Raw genomic sequence first — 13,150 nt, 5'->3', positions numbered from 1 at the left:
GACATTAGAGGATACCGATTGCAACGATTGTCGCAACAAGTGTTTGTGTAAGTGTTTGGATTGCGATAGAGATGTCCGCATCGATTGTAGAGACTGTAACGTTTCTTGAATTTTCGATGACAAGTTTTTGGCGGTTTGTTTGTTTGTGAGTAGCTGCTTGTAAGAGATCCTGCGTGACGCGGTCTGCCAAATCACCGTCTGCGATTGAGATATTTGTAATGGTGATGATCGCTGTTTGAATCGCTACTTGGATAGATGCTGCAACCTGTGCATCAACAGAAGATACGTTAATGTCACAAGAGTCTCTGACGATAATGACTTCCTCAGATGTCTGCTTTGTGAAGCTTACTTGATCCAAGTCTTGTAAGACATCTTCATCATCATAATAGTCGTCACAAAGTGCTTTTCTTTCATAGTTGCAATCGTCGTGGTGTCTGTGGTGTCCGTGGTGTGTACAGTTACGATCTAGAGCGACCCAAGAATATGGTTTAGAATCCATTTCTATTCCTCCTTCCGTTTACTTTATTAAATGCTGGAATGCGTGGTTTTGTCTCGGGCATTTACCCTAGCAGGCAACCCATTTTTATTTAATCGTTATTACGCTGCGCATTACGACGCTGCTGAATACGATTTCGAAGTGAGTTTCGATTTGGACGTACTTTTGGTTCAGGCACTACTTCTTCCGGCTGTTTTGCTGCCTCAGCCTGCCTTTTTTTCTCCTGCTGCTGTTCTACGAAATCATTTGCTTTCTTTTGTAAGTCCTCGACTAATTTCAAAATCATTCTTCTTTGATCGTCTGAAATTTTTGCTTTCTGATCATCAGTGATATTGTTTTTGTTTAACACATCACTGACAAGAAGACTTGTTAATGGATCAATATCAGTATTGATTTGAAACTCCTTTTTTTCGTTCTCTTCAGCCACGATGATTTCACCTCTTTCATACGTCATTAGAAAAAGAAAGGGTCAAAGAATGCCGGCTTCAACTAAGAGCACATTCAATGTTTGAGTGAGAATTTGGACGGAGTTCATAATGGATGCATCTGATAATGTAATCGTAATGTTATAGCAGTTGATGATTTGAATCACAGTTTTCTTTTGGACTTCCACTTGTTGTGTGGATAAAAGCTGGTCTGTGATATCAGAAGCCAATTCATCGTCTGGTACAAGAATTTGGATTAAAAGAGTAATGATTGTCGTTACGGTCGCTTGAAGGGAGAGTGCGGCTGTTACATCTGTTTTATGAATTGTGACATTTTCGGAATCTTTGATCTCAATGAAATCATCATAATTGCTGATTAATTCGTTTAACAGTTGTGTATATAATATTTCAGCACTTTCTTCAATAGACAATACTTTCACTCCTTTCTTATCTATACATTATTTAATGCAACAAGGACGCAAGGTGGAATCGGAAAGTGTGAAAAAGTACAACCCAATTTTATTTTCCGCTCGATTCATCATGACGGTCTTTTTTCTTGCATATATAAAGAAAGGACGTAAAAGAAGAAAAAGGAGGTGGAGGCTTCTGAGCGGTGCTTTGTCATTTGTCGTGTTTGCCCTCGCATCCTTTAGACTGACGAGACTGATTGTGTTTGATACCATTACTGCGCCATTCCGCCGTCTATTTCATGAAGAACAGGAAGAGGTAAACGAACAAGGTGAGGTCGAAACATATATCATCATTAAAGGGGAAGGACTGCGGTCTTGGGTTGGAGAACTGTTAAGCTGTTATTGGTGTACTGGCATATGGTGCACTGCTGCCTTGCTTCTGATATACATACTTTTTCCTGTCATCAGCATGTGGCTTAATTTACTATTAGCGATTGCCGCAGCAGCAGGCATCATTGAAGCGGTCGTCTCGAAGCTTGTGAAATAAACAGGCATTCTGATCAGACACGCTTTCAATAAATGCATATACTATCATGGAATAGGAAAGGAAGGGTTGCGATGAAACCAACTGAAACGCCGTCACATATGCTTCAAGGTTATCCAGCGCAGTCAAATCAACAATCTGTATATACGAAGAAAATCAAGAAAACTGGCTGCGGCTGTGGAAACAAAAAGAAACCTCAATAATAAAAGAGAAAAACAAAAGCCGGATTTATCCGGTTTTTTTGTTGCCCTTTTTTTGAGTGATGCATATGTAAGAGAGAAGGGGTGACCAGAATGGATGCATTCGAACAATTAATCGGTTCTTTGTTCACTAAACCGCATGATGGGAAAGAACAAGCGCACGAGAAGGCTGAAATGGATCTAACGGATAAAGCGAATGATCTTGAGGAGCACTTAAAAGCATTTGGCGTGAAGATGGAGGCTTTTGCGAAAGAAACAGAAGCATTCATGATGCGTCATACAGAGGCAGATTACGTCTTTAAACAGCAGAAATAAAAATTCCGCACTTTTTTATGTGATCGTCCAAACCATTTCTTGCATTTTTCATACTTTGTAAGGGAGAAGAGGAGGTGCTTAAATATGAGTTACGGTTACGGTGGCGGTTGTTGCGGCGGCTACGGTGGTGGCTACGGCGGCGGATATGGATCAACATTTGTTCTTGTCGTAGTGCTTTTCATCCTTTTAATCATCGTTGGTGCTTCTTTCTTTAACTACTAAAAAGTAAGAAGGTGAGGGAAGCAAGGGGGAAGCCTTTTGCTTTCCTTTCTCTTTGGTCAAACAAGGCTTTAGGATAGGCACATATCTCGCCTATTTTCATATAGTAAGATGATTACTCCACAAAGAGGAGGCAAATGAATGGATAATAAATTCTTTAAAAGCGTAGAAAACAAAACCGGTGTGAATATGAATGATGTGTTTAAACTTGCAGGTTCTTTGCAAAATGCCAACTTTAAAGATGAGAATACCGTTCGAGGTGTCATTAAAAAAGTAGCACAGCTTGCGAACAAACGTGTACCTAAAGAAATGGAAGACAAAATCGTTCAATCGATTACAAGTGGAAAAGAAAAGCTTGATTTCAATACAATCGCTAAAATGATGAACAACAAAAAATAAACAACAGGCTCTCCGTTTAAAGGGGGGCCTGTTGTTTTTGCGTAAATAATTCACGGTTTCTCTTTAGAAGAGGATACAAAAAACGAGAACGATGAGCCGTTTTTCCTCGTCTAAATGAAGGAACAGACAGATAAAGAGATTGTTCAGCTCTTGTCATGGCCACGTATAATAAACGGCGCTCTTCTTCGAGCGCTTCTTCATGACCGTTTCTGAGTTCATCCAGTGAGAAATCATGAGGCAGTGCTCCGTCGACCACACAAGTGATGTATACTGTCTGGAATTCAAGTCCCTTTGCGCGGTGGATCGTCATGAGCTGAACACCGGGTTCATCTGTTTTTTCCTTTTCGGCAGACTTCATATGTTCGGCATGTGCGAGAAAGGCTTCAATCGTTTCAAAGCGTTTGGCGGCTGTTTTCACATCACGTACATCATCCGCCCCTTTTTCAAGTACATTCGTATCGTTCACCCGTTTTTTTAAGTAATCACCGAGTCCCATCTTTTGTTCAATAAATGTCACCGCGTCTGATGGTTTTAATGTTCGTAACGTTCGGAACAAAGGAACGATTGATTGCAGCTTTTTCTGTTGAAACGGCTGTATATCTGTCAGTTTTCCGAGCGCTTCTACCATTGAGCAATCTTCTGTGATGGTCAGTGCCTTTAGTGTATTCAGGGTTTGCTGCTTTAAAAAGAAAACCGGCAGCAGCTGTTTTATGGCGGCCACATCGTCTGCATCCTGACTTAAGGAAAGAAAGGCGAGAAGAACCCGAACCATTCGTCTGCTGTAGAAGGCTTTGACGCCAGCATCCGTCTCATATGGAATCGCCGATTGATGCAGCCGTTCATAAATCGCACGGCCGCCTGTATTTGTTCGAAACAGCACGCAGAAGTCATTCGGCTTTGCACCATTTTTAATTTTCTCCTGAATATCTGCGACAATCATGGTCGCTTCCTCTTCTTCATCATATGGATAGAAGAGCGTCGGAGGAATTTTCTCTGCGCGAACGGCTTTTAACGTCTTCTCATAACGATGCTGATTTTTCTTAATAATCGCATCAGCACTTGCGACAATCGTATGGTGAGACCGGTAATTCGCATGTAAATGGACGATCTGAGCCGAAGGATAGTCCTGTTTGAATTCAAGAATGAAAGCAGGATTGCTCCCTCTAAAGGCGTAAATGGCTTGATCATCATCGCCTACACAAAATAACTGCTCTGATTCTCCGGCTAAAAGCTGAATTAATTGATATTGTACTGGATTAATATCCTGAAATTCATCCACTAAAATATACTGGAATCGTTCTTGATACCGTTTTAGCAGTTCGGGCTGTTCTGTGAGCATATGTAAGCAGGCAATCGCCATATCATCAAAGTCAAATTGCTGATGATCTCGTTTTTGCTGTTCATATGATTGATAGATCGTCCACATGTGTTTTTCCTTTTCATCCTTCAAATCAGGAAGTTCACCTGGTAAAAAGGCATTTTTCCAATAGCCGATCGATTGCAGTACTTGATCGGTAGGGTAGTCTTTCTCATCAAGTCCCTCATTCATAATGGCTTTTCGAATGTATTGCTCCTTTTGCCAGTCAAACTTGATCAGATGCTGGCCGTTCCATTTGTTTGCGTCATCGTGAAGCAGCATTTTATAAAAAAGACTGTGGAAGGTGCCTGTCACTACTTGGCTGGCTTGTGAAGGATGAAGCTGGTATTGCTTGCGCAGTCTTTCTTTCATCTCATTGCTCGCTTTTGTGGTGAAAGTTACGAGTAAAATATGGTGAGCAGGAATATGATGATGGGACATGAGATAAGCCGCTCTAGCCGTCAAGACTCTTGTTTTCCCGCTGCCGGCACCAGCCAGCACAAGCATCGGACCATCTAAATGTGTGACAGCTTGAAGCTGCGGTGTGCTAAAGGTGATATGCGGGAAGAGGTCGATCGTATGAACTTCTTCATTCTCTTCTAAATGTAAGGCGTCGCTAAATTGAATCGACCTTGGTTCCTGCCACTCATATGATTCGCTCGTTTGCGAGATGATCTGTTTGCCGGTTGGAAAACGGAAGCCTCCAAGTTCTTTATAGGAAGCCTTTTCCTCTTGTTCAGCCGTTTGATGATGATCTGCTTGTTCTTCAGCTTTTTCACAAATCTCTTGCTGAGATATGTGCTTATGAATAAAGGCAGGTTCATCATGTATATTTAATCTAAAAAAGACCGGTTGTCCGCAATATGGGCAGAATAATTGTCCTTTTTTTCCCTCGTCATGGAGGAATTGATAGTGTTCTCTCGAATACGTATGTAATGAGATCGTTCGATCATGTCGTTGTGCGCATTTCAAAGCTAGTCCTCCAATAGTCAATCAATCTTAAAATGAAACACATCTAATCATATCAAATGAGGCGTGTTTCAAACAGTCATAATTAGGGAATAGTAGAATAGAAGAGAAGCAAAGGAGGCGTTCTTGATGGGATATATAGCCCCGATTCAGCCGGATCTGTATTTTCAATATATCAATCGTCCAGCTCCTCAGGATAAAGAAGACTATGCGAAAGTAACAAAGGTTTCTCGCACCTTTCATGACAAGATATACAGAGAGCTGGAGAAAAAAGAGGACTTAGTGACAGAAGCGGAAATGAAAGTACAGCAAAAAAAGCGGGAACGCTTTGTACGAGATATGTTTATGGAGGAAGGCAAGGGCATTCATATTAATACGTATATATAAATGATTGCGCTTTCCTCCTGTGACGAACGATAATGAAAAAGAAAAAGCCAGGGCATCTTGAATGCTCTGGCTTTTCTTTTGGTCAAACAGACAGCGTTTTTGTCATTTTGACATGTGTGATTCCCGCTTCTTCGAACGGTTCAGAAACCGCTTTGTAGCCTTTCTTTTCGTAGAAAGGAAGAGCTTGGACTTGGGCATGCATAACCGCTTCTTTTGCTCCATTAGCAATCGCTTCTGTTTCTAGCGCCTCTAATAGCTTGTGGCCAAGGCCGAAGGAGCGCGCCTCTTTTAACACACAAATGCGTTCAAGCTTTGCCTTTGATTCCTCAATGATCCGCAGTCTAGCGGCCGCCTGAGGTTTTTTGTCATCATTGTAAATGACAAAATGGGTGGCTTTGTCCTCTAGTTCATCTATTTCGATCTCTACTGGAACTTCTTGTTCTTTTACGAATACTTCTTTTCGAACGTAGTATGCATCTTCTCGTTGTGTTTGTTCTGTTGCGATGACTGTTTTCAAATGTCTTTAACCCTCTTCTCCTAAAATAAATGTTTCATAGACGGTCCAAGATCCGTTCTCTAATTGATATAAAAGGTGGAAGCGATCCACTGTTTCTTCATGGTCAATCTTTCTCAGCTTTAATGTGCCAAGTACGTCTGAATGCTCATCGTCTGATAATTTTTGAGCCACTGTCACATGAGGAACAAAGGCATATTCAGGTGTACCAGCAAGTGGATCTGCGTACAATCTTTCATTGAGCGCCATGATGTCCTCGTTCGGTTCTACTTTCATATAAATGACGTTGTTTACAGGAGCGAATGAACTGAATTTTTTAATACGTAACGTAATAGGAGAAGCATTTTTTGCATAATCTCTTAACGTTGAGACGACCTCAGCCGCTTCTAGATCCGTTAATTCAAAAGGTGTTCTTAATGTTAAATGAGGCGGTATGAGTGCATAGTTCGGATCATAACGCTTCCGGTAAGAGTTCGCAATATCTTGCAATTTTTTTGATGGAAATATAACAACTCCGTATTTCATCATGTTCCCTCCTGAATAAGAAAGTATTTATTATTGTTTATTATAACAAAATTCAGTTGATTAACGAATATGGGAGCATTCTTTTTAACGAAGGCGCAATGAGCGGCTGCCAAAACGTCCATTTATGATCCCCTTCGAATGTTTCAAATAAGTAATCCGCACCAGATTTTTCAAGAAGGGCCTTTAAATCTTCATTCGGATGAACAAAATCAAGCACCTGGCCATCTGTTGTTTTCACAGCCGTTTCCTCAAGCCCAATTTGATGGATAATGGCATAATGAGAAAGGGCTGTTGATTGTTTGACGGCTTCTAAAACCGATTCGTCAACGTAAGGGGACTGCAAAATCAGCCCGCCGAATAAAGAAGGATAATCAATGGCTGTCATGAGGGAAATCGTCGCACCCAGTGAATCACCAATAAACGTCCGTCCTGATCCAATTTGATAGGTTGGATAGTGTTGATCAATATAAGGGACCAGTTCATTTGCTAAAAAGCGTTTATACGCTTCAAACTTTGTACCGTCTGGATGATACGTGTTTCGTCTTTCCGTGACATTTTCATAAGGAACACCAATGATAATCGAGCGTTCCATTTCTTTGTTTTGCATCAATTCTTCTGCCTGTCTGCCTATTTTGCCTAGGCGGAAATAATCATGACCATCCTGGGCAATGATGACATGATATGTATAAAGGGGGGAGTAATTGACTGGCAAATAGATCAAAATGGTCATGTCCGCCCCAAGTTCTTTTGACTGTATGGTTTCTTCTTGAATGATTCCTGTTTTCTTCACCATAATCCATTCCTCCAGCTAACCAAATTCATCATAAAGTGAAACGTTTCCATTCATTGTAACACGAAAAACAGCGTTGTTCCTATATGCTAACATGCAATCAAACCGTATAACATCGATTCTGTTATAAAATACAGAAAATTTTAATTAATCATGACATTTCCCCTTGAAAAATGAGATTTAATGGGTTACAGTATTAAGAATTAGAACAGACAGACAACACATTCTTATCGTGAGAGGTGGAGGGACTGGCCCTTTGAAACCTCAGCAACCGGTATGCATCACTTCATGTGATGTACCAAGGTGCTAAATCCAGCAAGCAGCTTTTTTGCTTGGAAGATAAGAGGAAGCGATTAAACCCCTTCTTCTTATGAAGAAGGGGTTTTCTGTTTTGAAATCAGATTTTTACTTAGGATGGTGTCAAATGACAGAACATGTGGAAACGAAATTAGCGCAGATTGGAAACCGTAGCGAAGAGGTGACTGGCACTGTCAGTCCTCCCGTTTATCTTTCGACAGCATATAGACATAGAGGTATAGGGGAATCTACAGGATTTGATTACATTCGAACGAAAAACCCAACAAGACAGCTCGTAGAGGATGCAATTGCTTCACTCGAAGAAGGGACGGCCGGTTTTGCCTTCAGTTCGGGAATGGCGGCAATCCAAACGATCATGGCTCTATTTGAAAGCGGAGATGAACTCATCGTCTCATCAGACCTATATGGCGGTACATACCGTTTGTTTGAAAACGAATGGAAAAAGTACGGCTTACGTTTTCTTTATGATGATTTTTCAGATGAAGACTGTTTACGCTCTAAAATCACGCCAAACACAAAAGCGGTCTTTATTGAAACACCGACAAATCCATTAATGCAGGAAGCAGATATTCAAAAAATAGCGAAGATTGCAAAAGAATATGGCGCTTTGGTGATTGTCGATAACACCTTTTACACACCAGTCTTGCAAAAGCCGATTACGCTTGGAGCGGACATTGTCATTCATAGCGCAACCAAATATTTAGGCGGACATAATGACGTTCTTGCAGGGCTTGTCGTCACAAAAGGAGAGCAGCTGTCTGAAGACATGTTCCAGCATCAAAATGCAATTGGAGCGGTTCTATCACCATTTGACTCATGGCTTTTAATGAGAGGAATGAAAACACTGGCTCTTAGAATGCGCCAGCACGAGGAAAATGCGAAGGAGCTGGCACAGTTTTTAGAGAAGCAGCCAGAAATTCAAGATGTGCTTTATCCAGGAAAGGGAGGCATGCTGTCATTCCGAGTAGCCAAAGAGGACTGGGTCAATCCATTTTTGAAACAGCTGAAAACGATTTGTTTTGCTGAAAGCCTTGGCGGAGTCGAAAGCTTCATTACGTATCCTGCAACACAAACGCACATGGATATTCCAGAAGAGATTCGCATTGCAAACGGTGTATGTAACAAGCTGCTCCGTTTCTCTGTTGGCATCGAGCATGTAGATGACTTGAAAGCAGACTTGAAACAGGCACTATCACAAGTAAAAGAGGAGGTACACGCCAAATGACCACACACGATTGGACACTCGAAACACAACTCGTTCATAATGCGTTTAAAACAGACCGTTCAACAGGTGCAGTCAGTGTACCGATTCAGCATGCATCCACCTTTCATCAAAGCAGCTTCGATGAATTTGGCCAATATGACTACTCCAGATCGGGAACTCCGACACGTCAAGCATTAGAGGATACGATTGCAGCGCTGGAAGGAGGAACGAGAGGGCTTGCCTTTGCATCAGGCATGGCAGCCATTTCAACCGCTTTTCTTCTATTATCAAAGGGAGATCACGTCCTTGTCACAAGAGATGTGTATGGCGGGACTTTCCGAATGATCACCCAAGTTCTTTCAAGATTTGGAATTGAGCATACCTTCGTGGACATGACCGATTTGAATGAAGTCAAAAGAGGCATTCAATCAAATACAAAGGTCATTTACATGGAAACACCGTCAAATCCAACACTAGGGATTACAGATATTGAAGGTGTTGTCCAGCTTGCAAAAGAGCATGACTGTCTGACTTTCTTAGATAATACGTTTTTAACACCTGCGCTTCAGCGTCCGCTGGACCTTGGTGTTGACGTTGTTCTGCACAGCGCAACGAAATTTTTAAGCGGCCACAGTGATGTGCTGTCAGGCTTAGCCGTGGTGAAAGATGAGAAGCTCGGAGACGAACTCTATTCGCTGCAAAACTCCTTCGGTGCGGTCCTTGGCGTGCAGGACTGCTGGCTTGTGTTAAGAGGGTTAAAAACCCTTCAGGTGAGATTAGAAAAAGCAAGCCAAACGGCGTTCGAACTCGCTTCATTTCTCAAAGAACATCCTGCGGTGAAAAAAGTCTACTACCCGGGCTTAGACGATCATCCAGGGGCAGATATTCAGCGAAAGCAAGCGAGCGGAGCAGGAGCGGTTCTCTCATTTGAACTAGAAAACCAAGCGGCAGTCAAAGAATTGGTGGATGCTGTCACATTACCTGTATTCGCTGTCAGCCTCGGTGCCGTTGAATCCATTCTGTCGTATCCAGCCAAAATGTCACATGCGGCTATGCCAAAAGAAGAAAGAGAAAAAAGAGGGATTACAGATGGGCTGCTTCGTCTAAGTGTCGGAGTTGAAAACGGAGAAGACCTCAAACGTGACTTCAAACAAGCACTTGATCAACTAAAGCCCGTCCTTGTGAACCAATCATAAAGAAGGAGAGAAAAAAGCCGGCACAGCCGCCGGCTTTTTGACCTTTTTTGAACAAAACCATTGACGGCTTAATATGATGGTTATATAATAGAGACTGTCAGTAACAGAAAGCCCAGAACTGATACATAACCCGATTCCGTAGCTCAGCTGGGAGAGCGCTACCTTGACAGGGTAGAGGTCGCTGGTTCGAGCCCAGTCGGAATCATATGAAAAGACTTTGATACAGAGCCATTCTTGAGATAAGAGAATGGCTTTTGTATTTCTTAAAACAAAAAGGTAACATTACCAAAATAAAAACCACACTGAAATAAAGTGTGGTCAATTTAAAATTCCATCCATTTGATCAGCAATCTGTTGGCTTGTTGAAGGTAGTACATGAGCATATGTTTGAAGTGTTACTTTTATGTCCCGGTCTTTCACTCACTGCTTTAACAGGTGCGCCATTCAATAATAAGATAGTTGCACAAGTGTGTCTTAGATCATGAAACCGTATCTTGGTAACGCCTGTTTCTTCTATTGGCCAATCATAGATCAGACCCCGTTTTATGAACCAAGTGAAGAAGTAAAAGAAACAGTTGATCACATTGTTGAGGAATATAAAGATGAGATTGAAGAAGTTTTGTCGGTGATTAAAGATGTCGATGTATGCAGAGATACATTCTCGTTTGTAGATCCACAGGAATGGATGAAGGAATTAAAAGAGAAAAAAGCTGTTACCGCAAAGTTAAGTAAATTTAAAAAGAATTGAGGACAGCTTTTCTAAACAGAAAATCATCTAAGGGTCTTTACAAACTCAGTAATAGTATCTATGCATTTTGGAACGAAGTTTTCCTCTAGTATAAAGGAAAATGTATATTCATCTATCTCGTGTTCTACACTTAATCCAGGAAGCTGTTTTATACTTGAGTATTTTTTCTTTTTAACTATAGACTGATTATGTGCAATAGCATTTCTTACTTTTCCGTAGTCTACAATATCTCGCCATAAACCAGTGTTGAATGGCTCAGTGATTAAACAAGCTTTTGTTAAAAAAGTTTTTGCTCTATTAATTCCTTGGCCATGAATATCCTCATAACTCAGATTGAGGTTTTTCTCTTTTTGTAGATCATTACATTTAGAATTAAGATAGTTTTCAAATGAAAAGTATATCTCCAGAAATACTGTTCTACGTATCATTTGAGGATGTCTAATTACATAATCATAAAGCTTATCATCATTTCTCTCCACGTAATACTGTGCTTCTTCTTTATCCATTCCTTGTGTAGCTTCATCAAGGTATTCTTCATAGGACTGAAGGGAATTTTGATTGTATTTTTCCATTTCATTGTAGTATTGCAGTATTTGCTTGAGTTCGAATTCTATAAAAAAATCATGTATTTTAAATATTTTAGGTGCCATATTCATCATCCTGTTCCAATTAATAGAAGTATTATAAATTAACTATAAAACTGTGTAAAGTGGAAGGGGTGTAAAGCAAAATATGTTAGATGAAAGAAAGATTAAATCTATCTCATTAATAGCGGAAGCAAGGAAGACAATGCAAGAAAGTGCTGATGAAAAACTTTACAAAAACAGGTATGATTAAACAAAAACCCACCCCGATCTGGGGTAGGTTTAAACTCATTTGTAGACGTAACATGTTCCATTGATAACATCAATACAATCGAATGTTCTATAATATGAGTCTCCATCATCATCTCTAAACCAAACACGAACTTGTGCTATTCCCTGACTATTATAACCAAGCCAGTTATACTCATAGCCTTTGTGTTTGTTTCGGATAGGTGTTAAATCTCCTGGTTTTACTGGATCTGATGCATGTGCTGGGACAGCAGATACAAACAAAGCCCCTGTAACTAAAACACTTCCAATGATTTTTTTCAAATTCATAAATGACACTCCCTCTCAAATTTATGTATCTATTGAACCGCTAATAGACATCCTAATATTAACATTTAATTTGTTCATAATTTGTCGAATCGTGTAGTTTTCATTAAAGTATTTCCCATTTTTGACTAATGATAACATTCTATTCAACAATATGATTATATGCTAGCTAGAGAAAAAGTCTTGTTGACTTTTAAAAAAGCCTCAAAACAACTTCAATCGCAAGCGCAGTTTCCGATATTATCCATGAGGTGACTATAAATGAGAAGCACACTGAAGGAAAATAGAGAAATTAAGGAATTGAGAAAACAGAAGTTTACTAAGCAAAATTTAAAGCATAATTTGGTGGAGTTGAGTTCACGTGGACTCATTGTTTACTTAACAGAGAATTTCCCTAGAGATGGGCAAGATTATACCGAATTTGAAAAGAAGATGATGATTCTAAAATCATTAGATACGGAAGATATATCACATGCTATTGCTAGAATGGATAGGATTAATCATGTTAATGACCAAAAAAGATTCTTCTTCTTTATTGGAGCAATGTCAACAATTATCGCTGCCGCAATTGGTACCATTCTCAGGAACATAGAATTCGCCCCTAATGCAACCAATTTAGATATTGCTACAACTATTGCAATGATATACATAGTTCCTGTAATTATTTGTCTAATGTTTTCCTGGGCAGTAATAATGGACAGTTTCAGCAAAGCGACGGTTAATTATTTTAAAGACTTGCTTATCCTTGCAAGAGGTGAGAAAAAGAACGATATTGAAATTGTTTAGCTTGTCCCCTGTTCAGTTTTATCTATATCCAGTTTACTCATCGTAAATTTTGGCGATATGTTGAAGAATACACTCATTTTCAATAAGGGTATTAAGTTGCCTAAATTGAACTTAGGGAGTCTATGAATTAACTATCGATTAAACCTATAGTGGGAAATTCCACATTTGGAATACTGCCGTTTTAAGCTACGGTATTCTTTTCAGTTCGC

20 protein-coding genes, 1 tRNA gene and 1 riboswitch are annotated in these 13,150 nt (G+C 40.1%); of the genes, 11 read left to right on the top strand and 10 right to left on the bottom strand.

Annotated features, from left to right (window positions below):
- Positions 1-4: 4 nt before the first annotated feature.
- From JJ692_RS15355 to JJ692_RS15345, 3 genes are all read right to left on the bottom strand, one after another.
- Positions 5-499 (bottom strand): spore coat protein, encoded by a 495-nt coding sequence (locus JJ692_RS15355; RefSeq protein WP_025093420.1) that lies wholly within the window; start codon positions 497-499, stop codon positions 5-7.
- An 88-nt stretch (positions 500-587) separates the two neighbouring features.
- Entirely contained in the window at positions 588-923 is a 336-nt protein-coding gene (locus tag JJ692_RS15350; RefSeq protein ID WP_024425013.1) for a hypothetical protein, read from the bottom strand.
- A gap of 42 nt (positions 924-965) precedes the next feature.
- Complete coding sequence (locus JJ692_RS15345; protein ID WP_234107723.1) at positions 966-1,361, bottom strand: spore coat protein; 396 nt, start codon at positions 1,359-1,361, stop codon at positions 966-968.
- A gap of 166 nt (positions 1,362-1,527) precedes the next feature.
- On the opposite strand from JJ692_RS15345, the gene JJ692_RS15340 reads away from it, so the two are divergent.
- The 5 genes from JJ692_RS15340 (at position 1,528) to spoVIF (ending at position 3,008) form a co-directional block, all read left to right on the top strand.
- Positions 1,528-1,878, top strand: a complete 351-nt coding sequence (locus JJ692_RS15340) for a DUF1360 domain-containing protein (RefSeq protein ID WP_024426459.1) — start codon at positions 1,528-1,530, stop codon at positions 1,876-1,878.
- A 71-nt stretch (positions 1,879-1,949) separates the two neighbouring features.
- Positions 1,950-2,078 (top strand): hypothetical protein, encoded by a 129-nt coding sequence (locus JJ692_RS19180; RefSeq protein WP_254967544.1) that lies wholly within the window; start codon positions 1,950-1,952, stop codon positions 2,076-2,078.
- A 90-nt stretch (positions 2,079-2,168) separates the two neighbouring features.
- Positions 2,169-2,390 (top strand): hypothetical protein, encoded by a 222-nt coding sequence (locus JJ692_RS15335; RefSeq protein ID WP_024425010.1) that lies wholly within the window; start codon positions 2,169-2,171, stop codon positions 2,388-2,390.
- A gap of 84 nt (positions 2,391-2,474) precedes the next feature.
- A complete protein-coding gene (locus JJ692_RS15330) occupies positions 2,475-2,612 on the top strand; it encodes a YjcZ family sporulation protein (protein ID WP_024425009.1) in 138 nt (45 codons plus the stop codon).
- A 138-nt stretch (positions 2,613-2,750) separates the two neighbouring features.
- Positions 2,751-3,008, top strand: coding sequence for a sporulation-specific transcription regulator SpoVIF (gene spoVIF, locus JJ692_RS15325; protein WP_008348417.1), 258 nt, complete (start codon positions 2,751-2,753; stop codon positions 3,006-3,008).
- Positions 3,009-3,024: 16 nt separating this feature from the next.
- Here spoVIF and JJ692_RS15320 read toward each other — a convergent pair whose 3' ends face one another.
- Entirely contained in the window at positions 3,025-5,337 is a 2,313-nt protein-coding gene (locus JJ692_RS15320; protein ID WP_206533927.1) for a UvrD-helicase domain-containing protein, read from the bottom strand.
- Between the two features lie 126 nt (positions 5,338-5,463).
- Between JJ692_RS15320 and JJ692_RS15315 the strand changes: the two genes are divergently transcribed.
- The gene (locus JJ692_RS15315) at positions 5,464-5,721 is read left to right on the top strand and encodes a hypothetical protein (RefSeq protein WP_103132083.1); all 258 of its coding nucleotides are present in this window, start codon (positions 5,464-5,466) and stop codon (positions 5,719-5,721) included.
- Between the two features lie 82 nt (positions 5,722-5,803).
- Here the strand turns inward: JJ692_RS15315 and JJ692_RS15310 are convergent, their stop codons facing one another.
- Genes JJ692_RS15310 through JJ692_RS15300 form a run of 3 tightly spaced genes read right to left on the bottom strand, consistent with a single transcriptional unit; the run spans position 5,804 to position 7,553 of the window.
- Entirely contained in the window at positions 5,804-6,238 is a 435-nt protein-coding gene (locus tag JJ692_RS15310) for a GNAT family N-acetyltransferase (protein ID WP_103132082.1), read from the bottom strand.
- A 6-nt stretch (positions 6,239-6,244) separates the two neighbouring features.
- Positions 6,245-6,760 carry a YjcG family protein gene (locus JJ692_RS15305; protein WP_024426454.1) on the bottom strand — a complete coding sequence of 172 codons (516 nt, stop codon included), beginning with the start codon at positions 6,758-6,760 and terminating at the stop codon, positions 6,245-6,247.
- Between the two features lie 52 nt (positions 6,761-6,812).
- Positions 6,813-7,553, bottom strand: a complete 741-nt coding sequence (locus tag JJ692_RS15300) for an alpha/beta hydrolase (RefSeq protein WP_206533926.1) — start codon at positions 7,551-7,553, stop codon at positions 6,813-6,815.
- A 221-nt stretch (positions 7,554-7,774) separates the two neighbouring features.
- Positions 7,775-7,896, top strand: a riboswitch (SAM riboswitch).
- Positions 7,897-7,974: 78 nt separating this feature from the next.
- On the opposite strand from JJ692_RS15300, the gene JJ692_RS15295 reads away from it, so the two are divergent.
- From JJ692_RS15295 to JJ692_RS15285, 3 genes are all read left to right on the top strand, one after another.
- Positions 7,975-9,093 (top strand): methionine biosynthesis PLP-dependent protein, encoded by a 1,119-nt coding sequence (locus JJ692_RS15295; protein ID WP_206533925.1) that lies wholly within the window; start codon positions 7,975-7,977, stop codon positions 9,091-9,093.
- A complete protein-coding gene (gene metC, locus JJ692_RS15290; protein WP_044334821.1) occupies positions 9,090-10,268 on the top strand; it encodes a cystathionine beta-lyase in 1,179 nt (392 codons plus the stop codon). The genes JJ692_RS15295 and metC overlap by 4 nt, the downstream gene beginning before the upstream one ends.
- Before the next feature lie 132 nt (positions 10,269-10,400).
- Positions 10,401-10,473, top strand: a tRNA-Val gene (locus JJ692_RS15285).
- 138 nt (positions 10,474-10,611) lie between these two features.
- Here the strand turns inward: JJ692_RS15285 and JJ692_RS19325 are convergent.
- A complete protein-coding gene (locus tag JJ692_RS19325; RefSeq protein ID WP_073204766.1) occupies positions 10,612-10,851 on the bottom strand; it encodes a tyrosine-type recombinase/integrase in 240 nt (79 codons plus the stop codon).
- On the opposite strand from JJ692_RS19325, the gene JJ692_RS15275 reads away from it, so the two are divergent.
- Complete coding sequence (locus JJ692_RS15275) at positions 10,750-11,016, top strand: hypothetical protein (RefSeq protein ID WP_024425002.1); 267 nt, start codon at positions 10,750-10,752, stop codon at positions 11,014-11,016. The genes JJ692_RS19325 and JJ692_RS15275 overlap by 102 nt on opposite strands.
- Before the next feature lie 23 nt (positions 11,017-11,039).
- On the opposite strand, the gene JJ692_RS15270 is transcribed toward JJ692_RS15275, so the two are convergent.
- Together JJ692_RS15270 and JJ692_RS15265 are read right to left on the bottom strand one after the other, a co-directional pair.
- Positions 11,040-11,666, bottom strand: a complete 627-nt coding sequence (locus JJ692_RS15270; RefSeq protein ID WP_073204768.1) for a hypothetical protein — start codon at positions 11,664-11,666, stop codon at positions 11,040-11,042.
- 222 nt (positions 11,667-11,888) lie between these two features.
- Entirely contained in the window at positions 11,889-12,158 is a 270-nt protein-coding gene (locus JJ692_RS15265; protein WP_024425000.1) for a hypothetical protein, read from the bottom strand.
- A 258-nt stretch (positions 12,159-12,416) separates the two neighbouring features.
- Here JJ692_RS15265 and JJ692_RS15260 point away from each other — a divergent pair, with 258 nt between their 5' ends.
- Positions 12,417-12,941, top strand: a complete 525-nt coding sequence (locus JJ692_RS15260; protein ID WP_024424999.1) for a hypothetical protein — start codon at positions 12,417-12,419, stop codon at positions 12,939-12,941.
- Positions 12,942-13,150: the final 209 nt, after the last annotated feature.

The organism is Bacillus sp. 3a (genome assembly GCF_017161885.1).
In the GTDB taxonomy this organism is placed as follows: domain Bacteria; phylum Bacillota; class Bacilli; order Bacillales; family Bacillaceae; genus Bacillus; species Bacillus safensis.
This window is presented reverse-complemented; position numbering and strand designations above follow the sequence as displayed.